Raw genomic sequence first — 17,056 nt, forward strand, 5'->3', positions numbered from 1 at the left:
GACCTAGATGGAGCCGATCAACTGCTACCCAACATTGTTGCTGACACAGTTTTAGCAGATAAAGGCTATGATGCGGATGAGCGAGTCATTGAGCGGCTTCAGGCACAAGGTAAAACCGCAGTGATTCCCCCCAAGCGTAACCGTAATAACCCTCGTGACTACGACCAAGATTTGTACAAAGCCCGTCACCTAATTGAAAACTTCTTTGCAAAACTCAAGCAGTATCGAGGGATTGCAACGCGCTACGATAAACGCGCTACCAACTTTCTGGGTGCAATTTATCTAGCTGCTTCTGTTATTTGGCTCAATTGATGACACGCCCTAGGACTGACGCAAAATATTTCTCAAACTCTGATTTCTCCGTGTCCTCTGCGCCTCTGCGGTTCGTTATTCCCTAAGTGTAGAAATAATTCGATTAAATAATAGTACCAATTAAAGGTGCGATCGCTTCCAGAGGTTATTTTTATAGTTGTTGAAAACTATTTTTAGTTTAATTGAGCGTAATATTCTTCGCAACACCGTTGCTATGTTCAGGCTTGTTTTGACTTAGGGGTAAAGGCTCTTGAGAAAGGGATTCTAAAAATTTAACTGCTTTTAGTAAAGATTCTCCCGATAATTGTTCTAGCAGTGTTATTCCTTTTGAGCGAATTTCTTCAGGTGGAGTCATGGACAAGTTGACCTTATTTACATCTAGGTTCAACTGTAATCCAAGTTTTCTGTCATCCTGTCTTCCTAAAGTCTTATCCTTGCAGGTTTTTCCCTGTTGTAACTCTGAGCTAGTTATGAGCAGTGGAATCGTGGCGACATCATAATCATCCTGCTCTAATAATATTTTGAATGCCTGAAAACATCGAGTGAGAGAGTATCGATCAACTTTGTTGTTACAGCTAAAAATCTTACACAGGGTATGAGAGTCTAAACCTGTCTTAACACTCAGATTTATGAGTGTAAATCGCTTGTTACCGTTTTCATTAAATTCTGTTTGTTGTTTTGCTAACTCAAGTTTATGTAATCCTTTAGGCGTAAGGATTACACCACGTATGCGTTGTTTTGGAAGCATAAAGAATACAGTTAGATTTGATTTCCGCAACACTTTAGGCAAAAAAGAGAGTCAGCCGAGAGGGAAATCACAACTTCCAATGAGCATCCGGTTTTGGCAGATAGTTTTTTATACAACCCATATAGAGGTGCTTATTATATTTCTTCCAAAAGTGGATGCGCTCAAATTACACTCCCAGTAGTTTGATTTTAGGAATGTTATTCAACAGTAAATTTTTAATAGTCTGAGTATACAGATATCAGATGGAGATTGAACAGAGTATAGTGAATAAAAAATGTAACTTTAAATACTACAACCTCATGAAACGCACAGTTTGAATAATATGTAACTAAATTGGCTTTGCTGAGTTTTAGATAATTTTTCGTTCTTTTGGGCGAAAAATCAATCTTTTACTTTGCTCAAAATTCTCAATTTCTCAGTCATTGAAGAGATTTATACTGATGGTTTAGAGCGACAATTGTAATAATTATTAATTTATCTGGGCTTAAGTTGGCAAACTTCCATTGCTTTAGAGATATTGCAAAGTATACTCTCTTCCAATGAGTACACTTTAAGGTTCTAAGCATTGGCGACTTTAGCTGGTGGCTTGACTGACATTAACGCACTGCCTGGACTTAAATCGCTTTGGGCTGAAACCCTTGGTGATCCTGGCATCTGTGTTGCTATTCTTGACGGTCCAGTAGATCAGTCTCATCCTTGCTTTAAGGGTGTCCAGTTTACTCAGTTACAGACTTTAATGCCAGGTGTCGCTGATAAAGGGTGGGCTTCACAGCATGGAACTCATGTTGCAAGCATCATCTTTGGTCAACAAGGTAGCCCTGTCTCTGGTATTGCTCCTGGCTGCCGCGGGCTGATTGTTCCCATATTTAGCGATGGGGCAGAAGGCTCTCTAGCTCCTTGTTCTCAGATTGATTTGGCACGAGCCATTACGCAAGCGGTTGAGCAGGGAGCAAATGTGATTAACATTAGTGGCGGTCAGTTGGCTGCATCGGCTGAATCTGATCGATTACTTGCTAATGCTATCCGTTTGTGCCAGGAAAACAACGTTCTCATCGTTGCGGCTGCGGGAAATGATGGCTGTGAATGTCTCCATGTTCCTGCTGCTCTTGAGTCCGTACTCGCTGTGGGGGCAATGGATGCTCAAGGAAATCCCATCGGGTTTAGTAATTGGGGTAAGGCTTACCAAAACCAAGGCATTCTGGCTTTGGGTGAAAACATACTGGGTGGAAGTCCTGGCAGTGGGACTGCTCTCAAAAGTGGTACTAGCTTTGCGACTCCGATTGTGTCGGGCATTGTGGCTCTGTTGTTGAGTATTCAATTGCAACGGGGAGAAAAACCTGACCCCCACGCTATCCGTGATGCCATTCTTAAGAGTCCTTTGCCTTGCAACCAACAAAACGGTTTAGATAGCCGTCGGTGTTTAGTCGGTAGGCTTAATATTTCTGGAGCATACACTCTAATTGCAAAAGGAGGAATCAAACCATTGTTGAACGAAAAGCTAGAGGAAGTCATACTCCAACCAAGTGAAGCTGACAATCTGATCGAACAACCTCAACCGAGTGAGGCTCAAACATCAATACCCATCACTATGTCAATAGGAGCAAACCCAATGGTGGTTACTCCTAGCAATAAAACCACTTCTTCCGTCGCTCCTTCTGAGTGTGCCTCCTGTGCGGGAGGTGGTTCACCGCAGATAGTTTATGCTCTAGGACAATTAGGTTACGACTTTGGCTCTCAAGCTCGCTTGGACTCTTTTATTCAAGCTATTTTCCCTAATAATCCCCCTAGAGGTATTCCTGAAGATATTCTTCTGAACTATCTTTCTGAAAATCCTTATTATGCACAATCGCTGATTTGGACAGTTGAACTGGATGCTACGCCAATTTATGCGATTCTCCCTTCGGGACCCTTTGCAGGTGTAGTTTATGATCGTCTGCGTGAGTTCCTAAGTGATGGGAATATAGAACGAGTCTCGATTCCAGGTTACTCAGGAGGTAGCATCAGGCTAATGTCTGGTCAAGTTGTTCCTGCTATCATCCCGGAAGTGCGAGGTATGTATGGTTGGTCACTTGAAGCTTTATTAAACGTTTTGATTGAAGATGGTACGGAGGAAGGAGTAACGAGAGAGGTATTACAAGACAGAATTCGAGAAGTCCTAGACCGAATCTACTATGACTTCCGTAACCTGGGCGTAACTCCTCAAGAGCGGGCGCTAAACTTCTCAGCAACCAATGCTTTTCAACTCTCCATTGCTATTTCTACAGCCAGTGAGAATGATCAAGTGCTTGACACTATTGACGTAGAAAAGAGTCCTATCTGTCGCCCTGATTCAGATTGCTATGACGTGAAGCTAAGGTTTTTTAACCCAGAGAATAGCCGACGCGCCAGAAAAGTCTATCGATTTACGATTGATGTTAGTGATGTAATTCCGGTTACTATCGGTCGGATGCGCTCCTGGTCTGAAGCATAGACAAAGTTCAACGTAAAACAATCTAAACAAGGAAAACCATTATGAAACTTCCCATCCAAGCTCAACCTGTCATGAGAAAAGTCGGCGTGATAAAGAACTATAAGGAGCTAACTGATGCTATTGTTCCATCGGTGGATTGTGGTGAATGTAAACTCAAGTTTGCACAGTGTGGTTTAGCAGTGACTTTTGATCTCCTCAATCCTTTGGAATTAGTTAAACTCATATCTACTGGTCGATACGAAGTTTCTGAAGCATGTAAGTGGGTTGATGAGCATCAGCATGAATGTAACCCCTGTTTTCCTGAACGCACCATAACATATAGAGATATTATTAGAGACGCTATGTAGGATAATTTGGCGGAGAAAATAGGGGCTTAAGGATCACTCCACAGAAGATCCCCCCCAACAAAAAAACTGGCATATAAGGGTGATTACGCTTTGCTCCAAGAAATTGGCTTCGGGTTTTGCTTGGATCTATAAGTGATCGCACTACTGTAGGTAGCGATCACTTATCTTGTAGTGACTGTCTTGATTGTCAAGCGATCACTATATTTATTTAAAGCTAATGTTATTGAGTATTCTCTCATTCTGCCACTGTGATTGCTCCCTAATTAGATTGATCTAAATTTAGCATTTTTCTACGCTGTAAAAAGACTGGCTTATAAATTTCTATTGTGGTTGCTACTGTCAGTCTGATGCGCCCCTGGTCTGAGGCATAAACAAAGTTCAACCTAAAATAATATAAACAAGGAGAAATAATTATGAAATTACCAATCCAAGCTCAACCTGTCACGAGAAAGATCGGCACGACGAGAATTTTGCACTCCATACTTGTGCAAACTTTATCCCTAGACCCATGTTCACCATCAGGAAAGATGTGTGGAGGGTTTGTTGGTGTCAAATGCTGTCCTGGTGGGGAGTGTAAATTTTCACCAGGATCTGATTTTGGCTATTGCTATGGGGGCATCGAACCTTAGTGCTATTGCCAGTAATGTAGCGACTGTCTTGAATGTTAAGCAGTCGCTACATTTATTTACAGCTAATGTTATTGAGTATTCTCTCATTCTACCACTGTGATCGCTCCCTAATTAGATTTATATAAGCAATCACGAAATTCTATTACACTGCGGTATCTCAAATCGTGTAATTGAGAAATGGTTGTATAAGAGAGGAATCGTTTAAAACATCATTGCGGTCATTTATAGAAAGAGATTATATGGAAAATATGGTACAGACTAAGAGTAAATTGGAGCGAGGCTATGAGCTATTTAAAGAGCAGTTAAAGTCTTTGTTATCCTTTCTGAATATTTTTGCTATTTCCACAATTATTTTTTACCTTTGCATGTTTCTTCCGTATGCAACATTAACTGGAAATGTTGCAGATTGGGTAAAAGATGTATATACAAAAACAGAAATTAGTTCAAATAAGGATCTAAAAAATTGCGTATATAATGTGCAAGATATAACCGCGAAAGCTAAAGAAAAGCAAGATACACGAAATGAAAAACGTTTTGGTGATTTTGATACGCTTGAAAAGCGGCTCACTGATTTCAAGACACCTCTCATAGATAAAATCCCTATATCTGCTAGAGAAGCTATATTATATTTTCCAATTTTGATTACTATCTTTTTGCTAATGCTCTCACTACGTTTCCGTGAGGTAGTCAATACACATGAAGCTCTTTTAAACAAAAAAGGTGAGCAAGATGACTTTGGCATGAAAGGATATGCTCAAATTCCCTTGCTGAACATTGTGTTCTTAGTATCCTTGATATCGATTATCTATCTTCTTTCTTTTGGGCAACTTATAGCTAAAATTTATTGCAATGACTGCAATTTGCTAAACATATTAAGAGAAGGAATATTCTATCGACAGAATGAAAGTTGGTATAATTTCTTCTATGGTATAAGCATATTATTTTTTATTACTTCTATTGTACTTATTTTTAAGTTTGCCAGAAAATATTGTAAAAATAGTTCTTTGAATTGATTAGTCCTAACTGGCGATCGCTCTTTCATTCTAGGTGCGATCACTGTTAAGCTCTCATTTTGCAGGTCAGAAGTCCAGTTATAGGTTTAAGGATGACACCAGGGGCGATCACTTGGCTATCGCACTCTTTTGCTGCTTGAATTAAGCAAAAGTCGCTTGCTTAATTCAAGCAGGGTGTCTACAAAGAATTAAGTCAGACAGAAATCACTCTTTTGATTTTTAGTAAATGCGATCGTATAAAATTGTGCCGCAGTAGAACTTTTGGATTTTTTTGGGATGGTAGTATGATTGAATTGTACAACTTTATTTTTCCCAAGTGTTGAGTAGCTAACGATAGAATAATGCTTTGTCGGTGATAAAATTATACAGCTTTTTTATTTGCCTACACGTTTAAACACTACTACAAGCTAATATGCAATTACTCATAATTTTTTGAGTACTACCTCAAAAAAACCTTTATTTAAAAGTTGCGCGATGACACAGACAACTACAGAGCGTCTATACTCTTTTGAAGAATATCTCGCTTATAACGATGGTACTGATAGCCGTTATGAACTGGTGGATGGGAAACTAGAACGCATGAATCCACCAACTTTTAGACATTTACTACTTGCTAAATTTCTTGAACAGACATTTGACACAGAAATCAATCGCTTGAGTTTACCTTGGCTATGCTTTAGGGAAGCAGGGGTAAGAACAGGATGGCGAAAGTCAAGATTGCCTGATGTTTATGTTGTAAGGACTGAACAGGTAATGGAATTCCTTGATGAGTCTGCTGTTTGTCAGTCTGCGCCGATATTAGTAGTAGAAGTTGTCAGTCCTGATTCAGTAAAACGCGATTATCGATATAAACGTTCTGAATATGCAGCGTTAGAGATTCCTGAATATTGGATTGTAGATCCAATAGAGTCAAAAATTACGATTTTATTGTTGTCAGAAGGATTGTACGAGGAAAAAGAGTTTAGCGGGAGCCAGCAAATTGTGTCTGCAACTTTCCGGGAAATTGCGTTTACAGTTGAACAAGTGTTGTCTGCGGGTAATGTTGGTTAAAAAATAGACCATCCCTTCTGCTAGTTATGACAAAACCGTAAAACTCTGGGTTTACTTAAATAACCTAGAGGATTTAATTGGATACAGTTGTGCTAAGTTACGTGGTTATTTACAGTCACTCAATGTATGCGATCGCACTTTCGGGAAACTTTCGAGGCGATCGCTTTCAGAGGTTATTTTTATATAGCGATCCGATTTGATTTATAAAATTATTTGCGTAGCAAATATACCAGGCGATTAGAAATTGCGGCTACACAAACGAAGTCCGTCCACGCACAAGCTTCTTTTAATCTTGGGTTCCTGAAACCATTATTAAATTATTCGTTGTATTCGGTTGAAGTTCTCTAGGATGTTCTGTTTGAATGAATTCATCAAACAATTTGAAAAACTGATCTAGTGCAGTGTGTTCATCTTGGGAAAAAAATAAAATAATCTGATCCCAAGTCTGATTGGAAGTTAAATTAAACCTCTGCTGAATCCAGGTTTGAAATGCTGAAAATTCCTGTTCTTGTTGTGTTTGAGGGATTCCTATCTGGCGACGGGCAAAGCAGTAACCTGCAAGAAAAGTGCGGAGATTGGATATAGAAGGTCGTCCTAAATACATAGCAGGACGTTTCCGTATATTGTGGATTAGGTCATATAAATCAACCATCTGTCCCTCTTGCTTAAAAATCGGTTTCGGTGATTTGGAAATTGCCGCCTAAATCTAGAGCAGGGCAGTATAGGTTATTAATCCAGTCTACTCTGGAAATTCCTTCAGGGTGGATGTTGTCAAAAATGAGTTCTTGCCCATTAATTTCAACGGCGATCGCTTCATGTCGCCCATTAATAGAAATATTTTGTTGGAGGCGTTCATGGTAAATGTTGCAGAAAGGATCTTCTGTACTACCCGTGAACAGACTAATCTGTTTACCATAAATGTTTTGATTAATCAGGAATTGGCGTAGGGCCATAGCACAGGAAACACATTCAAAAATCTGGAACTGTCTAGCGATCGCACTTAGTTTACTTTGAAGGCTAGCCTTGGTCATGATGTACTTGTGTCAATTTCCCAGTGCTACCCATTAGTGAGCGTAGGTGCAGCCCAACCTAGGCATCGCTGTATACAATAACTCTATTCTTTTTGATGATGAAACCGAATTCCTAAAAAAATGTCATAAACAAACTCAAAAAAGTCTTTTTTCTGCAACAATCCTGAAGTTTGATAACATCCTTTTTCATCTAACAGGGGCTTCATGACATAGTATGCGGGTTGGTAATTATACCAAGGAATCGAAGGCCACAAATGATGAATTAAGTGGTAATTCTGTCCCATAATCAGAATATTGAGAACTTGGTTTGGGTAGACGCGAGCATTTTTCCAGCGATCGCGCTCCGCAAAAGGACGATGGGGCAAATAGTCAAAAAATAATCCCAGTGCTATCCCCACCACAAAAGCAGGTATAAACCAAAAATTCAGAATGTAACCCAAAAAGTGGTATTGCACTGATATATAAACAATTACACCGACAATTAAGCGGCTGATGAACCATTCTAATAGCTCATATTTACGCCACAACCGCCGTTGAAAGAAAAACACCTCATGGTACAAAAACCGTACCGCAATCAGCCACAGGGGGCCACCCGTAGAGACATAATGATCTGGGTCATCCTTGGGATGATTGACATGTCCATGATGCTGTAAATGCACCCGCGTAAATACAGGAAAAGCAAAAGCTAGCATCAACGCACTACCATGCCCTAACATCGCATTCATTACTCGGTTGCGATGGGCTGATTGGTGACAAGCGTCGTGAATTACCGTCCCAGCACAATGTAAGGCAATAGTATTAACGCAAAAGCATAACCAGTGCGGCCATTCCCAAAGCCAGTAACCAAAGTTGGATAACACCAGCATTGCCACAGCTACAGAAAACAGCAGCAGCGTGGGATTAAAATCACCAGGAGGCGCTAAAAATTCCTTAGGCGGGATTGTCAGTGGCTTTTGTGCCTCCGATGTGATCATCTCTAACATTGACTCCTTCTTAATCAAACATTACGAATATACGATAAAGATTAGGGAAGAATAAAGTTTTGCAAACTTTTGTATAGCAAGATTTATCCACAGCTTTGCATATCAGTAGATGAATAACGCTATGATTCCAGACGTAGCCTAGTCTTTACTGATAAGTGGGATATGACAATTGGCAAGAAGTGATGGGATAAACTCCTTCGTGGGGAGGATGGATACAAGATTGATGTACTATATCTAGTCTATCCCACAGCCCCCACTCTCCCATAAACCCTCTCTAACTGCTTATATCTTTGATTGATATAGCAGTGACTGAAAAGGAGATGCCACTTAAGTTACGATGACTTCCCAGATAGCTCCCTAACTTCAGCCCCTATGCAATTAAGAGATTCTCTGCGCCGGACAAAAATTGTCGCTACTATTGGCCCCGCCACTAGCAGTCCTGAAATGCTCAAGGCGATTATTGAAGCGGGAGCCACGACGCTGCGGCTAAACTTCTCCCACGGAACTCATGCCGACCATCAGCGTAGTATTCGCTTAATTCGGCAAACCGCTTTTGAATTAAATCAGCCAGTGGCTATTCTCCAAGACTTGCAGGGCCCAAAAATTCGCTTGGGGAAGTTTGACAACGGGTCTATAGTTGTGGCAAAAGGCGATCGCTTCACCTTGACAAATCGTCCGGTGGTCGGTACTCAGGAAATTAGCTGCGTCACCTACGATTATTTAGCCGAAGAAGTCCCAGTTGGTGCAAAAATCCTCCTCGATGATGGACGAGTAGAAATGGTTGTGGAGGAGATTAACCGGGACAAAGGTGATTTGCATTGTCGCATCACTGTACCGGGAAAACTTTCTAACAACAAAGGCGTAAACTTTCCTGGCGTTTACCTATCAATTAAGGCAATGACCGACAAAGACCGAGAGGATCTGATGTTTGGTCTAGATCAGGGTGTAGATTGGGTAGCACTTTCCTTTGTTCGCAATCCGCAGGATTTGATCGAAATTAAAGAGCTAATTTCCAGTACAGGCAAGCAAGTGCCAGTGGTTGCCAAAATTGAAAAGCACGAAGCCATCGAACAAATGGAGGCAGTTCTGGCTTTGTGTGATGGCGTGATGGTTGCCAGAGGCGACTTAGGAGTGGAATTGCCAGCAGAAGATGTTCCGGTACTCCAAAAGCGGCTAATTGCCACAGCAAATCGCTTGGGGATTCCCATCATCACTGCTACTCAGATGTTAGACAGTATGGTGAGCAATCCCCGTCCCACTCGCGCTGAAGTGTCGGATGTGGCAAATGCGATTTTAGACGGCACAGACGCGGTGATGCTTTCTAATGAAACCGCTGTCGGTAGCTACCCTGTAGAAGCAGTGGCGACGATGGCACGAATTGCCGAGCGCATGGAGCAGGAGGAAGCTCAACACTTAAACTTACGTTCTTTGAGAGATTCCCGACGCTCAATTCCCAATGCGATTAGTCAAGCTGTCGGTCAAATTGCCGAACAACTAGGCGCAGCGGCAATCATGACCCTAACGCAAACTGGGGCCACAGCTCGCAATGTCTCTAAGTTCCGTCCCCAGACACCAATTTTGGCAGTGACACCCCATGTGAATGTGGCGCGGCAGCTACAAATGGTGTGGGGAGTAAAACCCCTGTTGGTGCTAGGATTACCTTCTACTGGTCAGACATTTCAAGCTGCGATCAACGTGGCTCAGGAGTTGAAATTACTGTCTGAGGGAGATTTAGTAGTAATGACCGCTGGCACACTCCAGGGAATTTCCGGCTCCACAGATTTGATTAAGGTAGAGGTGGTAACGGCGGTACTAGGGCACGGAATTGGATTAGGACAAGGTTCAGTAAGTGGTCGCGCTCGGGTGGCTAATACTGGCATGGATGTTAGTAACTTTAATCCTGGAGACATATTAGTTGCACCTCGCACTAGTGCCGATTTTGTTGAGGCAATTCGCAAATCTGCCGGGATTATTACGGAAGAAGAAAGTCTTACAAGTCACGCAGCAGTGATTGGCTTGCGTCTCGGTGTGCCAGTGATTGTCGGCGTGAAGCAGGCAACGCAGGTGATTCGGGATGGGGCAATTATAACGCTGGATCTGCAACGGGGTTTGATTTACTCTGGGGCGGTGAGAACGTCTTAGAATTGTTAGACACGGGGAAGAGTTTTCCCCATGCCCACTCCCCAATCTCTTTATTAAACAGTTGCGATCGCTACCCCAAGCCATCCAGCAAAGTTTTGCTGCTGTGTGGAGTCAGGATGCTCAACAGGTTTGACCTGATACCGAGTGGGACGTGGTGACGCGAGGGTGATGGAATAGGTACGCAGTTCGTCTTGGTGGAAAACGGCGACTTCGATTGTATCGTTTGGTTGGTAATCTTTCAGGCGATCGCTTAAACTATTCCCCGTTACCTTAATCCCATCAATTGCTAACAACTCATCACCTGCATCAATTCCCCCTACTTGTGCAGGTGAACCAGTCTCCACAAATTTAATGATCTCCCGCCCATTCTCTGTATTTATTCTCACGCCCAAGTAAGGTTCTTCCTGCTGTTCAGCTACCAACTGCAAGCCAAAGGGTTGTAAGTACTGATTCAAGGGCAAATCATCAGTGCCATCAATGTAGCGTTTAAAGAAATCAGTCAAATCGATTTCTGCGACAGATTCTATAACTTCCTGTAACTGTTCTGGGGTATAACCAATTTCAGCTTGACCAAATTGCTGCCACATTTTCAGCATCACGTTATCGAGGGATCGCTGATTGTTGTGAGTAGAGCGAATAAGTAAATCCAGCAATAACGATACCATTTCTCCCTTTAAATAGTAGGAAATTTGGGAATTACCGCTATTGGCATCCGGGCGATATAGTTTAATCCAGGCATCAAAACTTGACTCAGAAACGGGTTGTACCTTGCGCCCCGGTGTCATTTCATATCTGGTAATTTCTTTGCCCAAATTATTCAAATACGATTGAACATCATAAATTCCCGCCCGCAAAGGAATTAACAAGTCATAGTAACTAGTAGTGCCTTCGCAAAACCACAATGATGGTGTGTAGTTTTCTTGGTCGTAATCAAAAATCTCTAATGCTTTTGGGCGAATTCGCTTGACATTCCACAAGTGAAAGAACTCGTGTGCTACCAATTGGATAAAGCGATCGTACTTTTCCTGAGCGCGAAATCCAAAACGTTGGTAAATTAAGGAGCAAGAGTTTTTATGCTCCAAACCGCCAAAAGCTTGGCTAAATAAATGTAGCAGAAACACGTATCGTTCGTAGGGCAAACCGCCGAACATCTGCGCTTCAACCTGGATAATTTTCTGGATATCAGCAATCATATGCTGGGCTTGGAAATTTCCCTGTCCCCAAATTGCTAGTTCATGAGGTTTTCCCAAAACCTCAAATTTATACAATTGGTGGCGACCAATCTCAAACGGAGTATCCACCAGAGTATCAAAATCGCCAGCCAAGAAAGTATTCGTTTCCTCATCAACGGGTGGTAGGGCAGTAGTTACCTGCCATTCCGGGCGTGGTGGTACGATGGTGACGCGAATGGGTTGCTTCTCCCAGCCCGGTATTCTAAAAAATAGTGCCGCACCATTGAAATAACCGTGGGTAGTATCCAAGTGATTTGTCCGTACCGATAGCTCATTCGCAAAAATGCGGTAACGTACAGTTAATTCTGAAACACCCGTTTTGTCTACCTGCCAGTGATTTTTACTTATCTTCCGCCACAGTAAAGGCTTATCCTCTGTAAAAGCCCCAAAATCCTGTAAATTCTTGGCGTATTCCCGAACTAAGTAAGAACCGGGTGTCCACACCGGTAGTTTTAAATCGAGAATCGGCGAGTGGTAATTCACAACGCGTAAAGTCACCTCAAACAGATGGGTTTCTGGTTGGGACATTGCCACTAGGTAATGAATCGTTGGCTCAGTTTCCTGGACGTAGGTATTGGGACGAGTTGCTGTTGCTTCAGTCATCTTGTGTGCTGAGTTAATAGTCTATAGGTAATTTCTCCCATCATGACAAATTTGCCTTTTAACTTTTGACTTTTATTTGCTGCGGCTGGTAGTCAGAACCAAGTTTATGGCTGTTTGCTCTCATAAATTCTCATCTTAATTCCTCGGCTCAGAGTTATCCCCGCAAGGCTCTTTGAAGTGATACCAATTTTGGATGTAAATTTATATCGGATAAAGCAATCAGACTTTGCCAGCCAAGTTCATCAACTGTTTGAAGTTCAGAAGGTAAATGATGTTGTTGACGCTATCAATGTTTATCCACCCTTTTTCATGGAGCTTTTCCATGATTTTGGTGGTTTCTTCAATGCCGATTTCTGTCACCTCTGCTAAATCTTTAAAGGGAATGTTAAAAATTTCTCTTCCTAAGTCTGATTCCTGCCCATAACTTTCGCCTAAAGTCACTAAGGTATGGGCGAGTTTAACTGCCGGTGGTGAAGACCGCATTTGTAAACGCAGGTTAATTTGCCGTAATCGCCGCACCATCAGTTGCAACATGCGGTGATGTAACTGCGGGTCTTTAAACAATATTTGAATAAAACGCTCCCTGGAGATACTAAGCAATTTCACGGGTGAAAGGGCAATGACATCAGTTGAGCGGGGAGATTCATCCAAAATTGCCATTTCTCCAAAAAAATCGCCACGGCCAAAAATTGCCAGAGCTACTGAATCTTCCCCGACGGTACGCCGGACTTTGACCCAACCAGAAACCACGAAGTAAACGGCGTTACCCCAGGCATCTTCCATCACAACAGCTCGCCCAGATGGGTATTCATGTTCAATTGCAACGTTGAGCAGCCATTCCAAAGTCTGTGGATTGGCTGTACTCATCAAGGGGAAAAGTTCACTAAAAACCTCAGTTAGCATGAAATATTTGCAAGAAATGGATTCAAGAGCGGGAAAGTAACTTTGCTACTATAAGTTTGTTTAAACCGCAATCTTACTCAGAATACGATCGCAAAATTTGTATTTATTTGAGATGAACCTCTAAGGTTTATCAGTCTAGAGTTCCATTACAACATAACAATTATGTATGTGATCGAAATCAGCGTTTTCACTGACAGACCTATGATTTGCTGTTTGTTGGTGGATTGCTATCTAGTGCCAGTATTTTGATCTGTTGGTCTAAATTTTTCACTAGTTGATTCAGGGTAACCAAAGCCTCTAATTGCTGAGAGTCAAGGCTGGGATTCAGGAAAAGCCGTTCTTGTAGTTCATGTAATTTGAAGCTGAGTTGCTGAGAAATTCCTAAGGCATCGCGGCCCAGACGCGCTAACTGTTGTTGCTGATAGAACTTTAATGCTGCTCCCCGCAAGACTTGGAGTGTTGCCTCTTCGCCGTAGATTCCCGGCATGACTCGTAAGCGTAATAATAAGCGGTTTTTTTGATATACGTATTCTTTTTCTACCTGTTTTGGTTCTGCAATCGTGGTGACAGGTAGGGAAGCAAACCGCTTTAATTCATTCAGTACTCCTTGGAAAACTGAGAGCGGTAGTTTGTCTAATACAGACTGTAAAACTCCATTGTCACTCCACAATATTCTGCCTTCGTAAGCTTGTCTTTCTAAGTACAGCCTACCAATTCCCCCAGCCAGGATTCGCCCCAGTAATTCTTCTAGTAATTTTTTGGGTGGTAGCGTTGACAGCACCTCAATAGGACTAAATAGTTCGGGAACTCGCGTGGGCAAAATAGGTAAATTTTTTGGTGGTGCTGCTTCGGAAGTGTCTCCCTCTTGACCTCTGGAAATAGGGGTCAAGAATGTCGTACTTTGAGATGATTGATCTAGCTCTGGGATAGGAGGCAAGTCTACCCGCTGCCCAGAATGTTGACGCTTTTGTGTCTGAAACACCATCAATATTGGTTGCTGATTTGATTCCGAGCCGGCATCTATGGAAGCAAAAGGTTTGTCAGCAATGCTAGCTGGGCTATTTGGAGGAGAGTCCGCTGTTGGCTGATGCACTTGTTGGGCATCTAGCTGGGATGTATTCTTATGGTTGAGGTAGGCTGATAGTATTCTGCGGTGAGCGTCGGCTGCGATCGCTTCAATCACCATTGTGCAATTGATATAAGACAAAATGCGACCAGCATAATCTAGTGCCTCCCCCTCTTGTGGATGAACCATACCTAGCAAGAGGTTTTTGTCTTCTAATCCTAAGGGCAAAATCTGGTGGTAGAGGCAAGCTTCAAAAGACAAAAGACTATCAATCAGTTGGAATATTTGCTCGCGATCGCTTTCTTCCTCCCACTTTATTTGAGCGGCAGTTAGCATTTGCTGTCTATTTGCTGCGGTATCATTTAGTTCGCCCTCTGAAGACAACATAGGTTTGATTGCTTGGTGTTTACTTATATAATATTTTGCCCTTAATATATTAGGTAGTTAATAAAGATACTTTGTTGGATTGTTAAAATTTAAATTATATATACCTAAGTAGACGTAAGTAGAAGATTAATTTCAGATGTAGATTAAGTATAATACTGAGTTACCTTCTACTCTAGTAACTTAGGCATGAGGGGATAAAAAGGCAAAGGGGGAGAGGGGAGGAACTTGTTATGAATTCTCCCCTGCTCCCCATCTCCTACTTTCGCACACCATCTGAATTGATCAACTATATGTCTCACAGCCTACTCCTGGGTTCTTAACGCTTGGGCAGCAAGATAGACTTTTGTCCATTCGCCTAGCACTTGATGAGTTTTAAGTTTTAACTGTTGGGCTATTACTTCTATTGAGTTACCCGCTCTCCGCAAATCTAGAATCTGCCGCCCCAGAGGAGTCAATTTTTCATAAAGTTGCTGCCATTGATTTTGTGTTAATCCTAAGTTATGTTCTTGTAAGGAAATTGAGAGCCAGCTGTCTACGAGTTCTGGTTTCCCTTTGAGGGCAAAGACACGCACGGCGTGGTAACTAATTTTTTCTCGCAGACGGTATACTTCTTTAGTCTGTTTATTTAATCTGTGGGCGATCTCTTCCTGGGACTTACCTTGCAAATACAGTCGTAGCCACTCTACTGCGTCTGTCCCCAAATTTTCTTGTAAATAATTTTCAAATTCTTTTTGTACTGACTGACGCAGCGCTTGTTGTTCTTCTAGCTGTTGTGCTTCTTGATATTCTGCGATCGCCTGGCTATCTACTAAGTTAACTCGATTGTCACTGTCGTCTGTGAGAACTTCTTCCGACACTAGCCTAATTAAGTCACGGCCTGGCACTTGGGTTAAGCCACCGCGCTGAGTGCGACGCAAGTAATTTACAAACCGGTAAGCTAATAGGGGTTGATTGCGGACTGGTCGCAAACAATATTCTTCCACACAGGCAAATAGCAGAGCATCCCCTAATCGTCTATCAGTTGTATATTTGGCAATATCAGCCATTTGTTGTTGCATATAGGCATCGGTTTGCAGTAACTCCTGGAGGACTTCTTGCAATACATCCATGACGCTACGCTGGCGATCGCGGCTAAGGGCAACCCAAGTCTGAATTTTATTCCGTAATGTCACTAAACTCCCCAGTCGCGTTATCAAGTTGCGATAAGCACGTTCTCGCCCTAGTCCCAAATAGCGTTGACGTAAAATCCTCCAGCGATATTCCATCGCTTGCTTGGCGATATCTAGTTCTTTAGGGTTCAACAGATCAAATCGTTTTGAGTCAGATCCCAACAGCCAGAGAATAATACTTTGCCTAGCGGCTTCATTTTGATCTGGACATTCCTCAGCCAAGCGCTTCTGCCAATCTAGAGCTAGTTTTTCCACATCCTTTGTCATAGCGAGATTGCGCTCCTCGAAACTCAATTTTGAAGTTTGCATCACAACCCCCATTTGTCCCACCTAATTGTTTAACTGGCAGCTGCCCCGGATTTCATGAAAATCATGAAAATATCTCAGTGATTCCACTTTTATTACGTCTTAATTCACTAAAATTATGCAGAAATTTCTACATTGATGTTTTATTTTCAATTTCAAAATTCCCCAAAACCATACCTATGAGGCGTTTGAGCCAATTCTGTTAATTTAAACTTTTTGTAAAGTTATGTTTTTGAACTGAGAACAGAAATCTACCTAGAGTGGTGACCATACACCTTTGCAGGAGATGGGTTGGGGAAACCTAATATTGTATAACCGAGCCGAGGAACGAATCTAATTTAACTCAATATTGAGACGTTATTTCAGCCGTATAAGTTTCAATGCTATACAATCCCTTACGTAGTAAGATACTTAGTTAAATCTCAATACGCTTAGTATTAGTGATCTTTTTTACCCGAAAGATCCCCCAACCCAATCCACTTACTTATGGAGTAAACCTCCAGACACTCGGTTACGTAGCGTGTTGTAGACAAGACTATGCGCTAGAGCGTTTCCCCTGTTCTCAAAGGGAGAAGACCGCGCTGGCTCCCCTTAAAATGAGTTTAATTCCCTACTTTTTAAGGAGGGTTAGGTAAGATCAAGCTTTAACTGAATTGTATTAAGTT

At 42.0% G+C, this 17,056-nt stretch carries 14 protein-coding genes and 1 pseudogene; 7 read left to right on the top strand and 8 right to left on the bottom strand.

Annotated elements, in window-relative coordinates:
* Positions 1 to 312: transposase (locus tag F8R90_RS13340; RefSeq protein WP_196510792.1), on the top strand; the 312-nt coding region annotated here is incomplete at its 5' end.
* A gap of 178 nt (positions 313 to 490) precedes the next feature.
* On the opposite strand, the gene F8R90_RS13345 is transcribed toward F8R90_RS13340, so the two are convergent.
* The gene (locus F8R90_RS13345) at positions 491 to 1,060 is read right to left on the bottom strand and encodes a hypothetical protein (RefSeq protein WP_196511148.1); all 570 of its coding nucleotides are present in this window, start codon (positions 1,058 to 1,060) and stop codon (positions 491 to 493) included.
* A 565-nt stretch (positions 1,061 to 1,625) separates the two neighbouring features.
* On the opposite strand from F8R90_RS13345, the gene F8R90_RS13350 reads away from it, so the two are divergent.
* The 5 genes from F8R90_RS13350 to F8R90_RS13370 all read left to right on the top strand — a co-directional run bounded on the left by F8R90_RS13350 (position 1,626) and on the right by F8R90_RS13370 (position 6,569).
* Positions 1,626 to 3,530: a S8 family serine peptidase gene (locus F8R90_RS13350; RefSeq protein ID WP_230966293.1), complete on the top strand. Its 1,905-nt coding sequence runs from the start codon at positions 1,626 to 1,628 to the stop codon at positions 3,528 to 3,530.
* Between the two features lie 41 nt (positions 3,531 to 3,571).
* Positions 3,572 to 3,877 (top strand): hypothetical protein, encoded by a 306-nt coding sequence (locus F8R90_RS13355; RefSeq protein ID WP_196511149.1) that lies wholly within the window; start codon positions 3,572 to 3,574, stop codon positions 3,875 to 3,877.
* Positions 3,878 to 4,290: 413 nt separating this feature from the next.
* Positions 4,291 to 4,506, top strand: coding sequence for a hypothetical protein (locus tag F8R90_RS13360; protein WP_196511150.1), 216 nt, complete (start codon positions 4,291 to 4,293; stop codon positions 4,504 to 4,506).
* A 239-nt stretch (positions 4,507 to 4,745) separates the two neighbouring features.
* The gene (locus F8R90_RS13365) at positions 4,746 to 5,519 is read left to right on the top strand and encodes a hypothetical protein (RefSeq protein WP_196511151.1); all 774 of its coding nucleotides are present in this window, start codon (positions 4,746 to 4,748) and stop codon (positions 5,517 to 5,519) included.
* A 474-nt stretch (positions 5,520 to 5,993) separates the two neighbouring features.
* Entirely contained in the window at positions 5,994 to 6,569 is a 576-nt protein-coding gene (locus F8R90_RS13370; RefSeq protein ID WP_196511152.1) for a Uma2 family endonuclease, read from the top strand.
* Between the two features lie 286 nt (positions 6,570 to 6,855).
* Here F8R90_RS13370 and F8R90_RS13375 read toward each other — a convergent pair whose 3' ends face one another.
* The 3 genes from F8R90_RS13375 to crtR all read right to left on the bottom strand — a co-directional run bounded on the left by F8R90_RS13375 (position 6,856) and on the right by crtR (position 8,574).
* On the bottom strand, positions 6,856 to 7,221 hold the full coding sequence (locus F8R90_RS13375; RefSeq protein WP_196511153.1) for a hypothetical protein: 366 nt from the start codon (positions 7,219 to 7,221) through the stop codon (positions 6,856 to 6,858).
* Between the two features lie 13 nt (positions 7,222 to 7,234).
* Positions 7,235 to 7,600, bottom strand: coding sequence for a papain fold toxin domain-containing protein (locus F8R90_RS13380; RefSeq protein ID WP_196511154.1), 366 nt, complete (start codon positions 7,598 to 7,600; stop codon positions 7,235 to 7,237).
* An 83-nt stretch (positions 7,601 to 7,683) separates the two neighbouring features.
* Entirely contained in the window at positions 7,684 to 8,574 is an 891-nt protein-coding gene (gene crtR, locus F8R90_RS13385; RefSeq protein ID WP_196511176.1) for a beta-carotene hydroxylase, read from the bottom strand.
* A 381-nt stretch (positions 8,575 to 8,955) separates the two neighbouring features.
* On the opposite strand from crtR, the gene pyk reads away from it, so the two are divergent.
* Positions 8,956 to 10,725, top strand: coding sequence for a pyruvate kinase (gene pyk, locus F8R90_RS13390; protein ID WP_196511155.1), 1,770 nt, complete (start codon positions 8,956 to 8,958; stop codon positions 10,723 to 10,725).
* Between the two features lie 53 nt (positions 10,726 to 10,778).
* Here the strand turns inward: pyk and F8R90_RS13395 are convergent, their stop codons facing one another.
* The 4 genes and pseudogenes from F8R90_RS13395 to F8R90_RS13410 all read right to left on the bottom strand — a co-directional run bounded on the left by F8R90_RS13395 (position 10,779) and on the right by F8R90_RS13410 (position 16,406).
* On the bottom strand, positions 10,779 to 12,560 hold the full coding sequence (locus F8R90_RS13395) for a M61 family metallopeptidase (RefSeq protein ID WP_196511156.1): 1,782 nt from the start codon (positions 12,558 to 12,560) through the stop codon (positions 10,779 to 10,781).
* A gap of 219 nt (positions 12,561 to 12,779) precedes the next feature.
* Positions 12,780 to 13,463 carry a Crp/Fnr family transcriptional regulator gene (locus F8R90_RS13400; protein ID WP_196511157.1) on the bottom strand — a complete coding sequence of 228 codons (684 nt, stop codon included), beginning with the start codon at positions 13,461 to 13,463 and terminating at the stop codon, positions 12,780 to 12,782.
* 199 nt (positions 13,464 to 13,662) lie between these two features.
* A pseudogene (locus F8R90_RS33840) lies at positions 13,663 to 14,211 on the bottom strand (pilus assembly protein PilB); the annotation flags it as partial.
* A gap of 1,007 nt (positions 14,212 to 15,218) precedes the next feature.
* The gene (locus F8R90_RS13410; RefSeq protein ID WP_196511159.1) at positions 15,219 to 16,406 is read right to left on the bottom strand and encodes a HetZ-related protein 2; all 1,188 of its coding nucleotides are present in this window, start codon (positions 16,404 to 16,406) and stop codon (positions 15,219 to 15,221) included.
* Between the last annotated feature and the right edge of the window lie 650 nt (positions 16,407 to 17,056).

Origin of the sequence: Nostoc sp. NZL (assembly GCF_015714705.1) — a bacterium.
GTDB lineage: Bacteria > Cyanobacteriota > Cyanobacteriia > Cyanobacteriales > Nostocaceae > Nostoc > Nostoc foliaceum_A.

What these genes read in the sequence shown, in the direction of transcription:
- crtR (WP_196511176.1), bottom strand. Translation starts at nt 8,574, where the DNA reads ATGATCACATCGGAGGCACAAAAGCCACTGACAATCCCGCCTAAGGAA.
- F8R90_RS13360 (WP_196511150.1), top strand. Translation starts at nt 4,291, where the DNA reads ATGAAATTACCAATCCAAGCTCAACCTGTCACGAGAAAGATCGGCACG.
- pyk (WP_196511155.1), top strand. Translation starts at nt 8,956, where the DNA reads ATGCAATTAAGAGATTCTCTGCGCCGGACAAAAATTGTCGCTACTATT.
- F8R90_RS13370 (WP_196511152.1), top strand. Translation starts at nt 5,994, where the DNA reads ATGACACAGACAACTACAGAGCGTCTATACTCTTTTGAAGAATATCTC.
- F8R90_RS13400 (WP_196511157.1), bottom strand. Translation starts at nt 13,463, where the DNA reads ATGCTAACTGAGGTTTTTAGTGAACTTTTCCCCTTGATGAGTACAGCC.
- F8R90_RS13365 (WP_196511151.1), top strand. Translation starts at nt 4,746, where the DNA reads ATGGAAAATATGGTACAGACTAAGAGTAAATTGGAGCGAGGCTATGAG.
- F8R90_RS13395 (WP_196511156.1), bottom strand. Translation starts at nt 12,560, where the DNA reads ATGACTGAAGCAACAGCAACTCGTCCCAATACCTACGTCCAGGAAACT.
- F8R90_RS13410 (WP_196511159.1), bottom strand. Translation starts at nt 16,406, where the DNA reads ATGGGGGTTGTGATGCAAACTTCAAAATTGAGTTTCGAGGAGCGCAAT.
- F8R90_RS13380 (WP_196511154.1), bottom strand. Translation starts at nt 7,600, where the DNA reads ATGACCAAGGCTAGCCTTCAAAGTAAACTAAGTGCGATCGCTAGACAG.
- F8R90_RS13375 (WP_196511153.1), bottom strand. Translation starts at nt 7,221, where the DNA reads ATGGTTGATTTATATGACCTAATCCACAATATACGGAAACGTCCTGCT.
- F8R90_RS13355 (WP_196511149.1), top strand. Translation starts at nt 3,572, where the DNA reads ATGAAACTTCCCATCCAAGCTCAACCTGTCATGAGAAAAGTCGGCGTG.
- F8R90_RS13345 (WP_196511148.1), bottom strand. Translation starts at nt 1,060, where the DNA reads ATGCTTCCAAAACAACGCATACGTGGTGTAATCCTTACGCCTAAAGGA.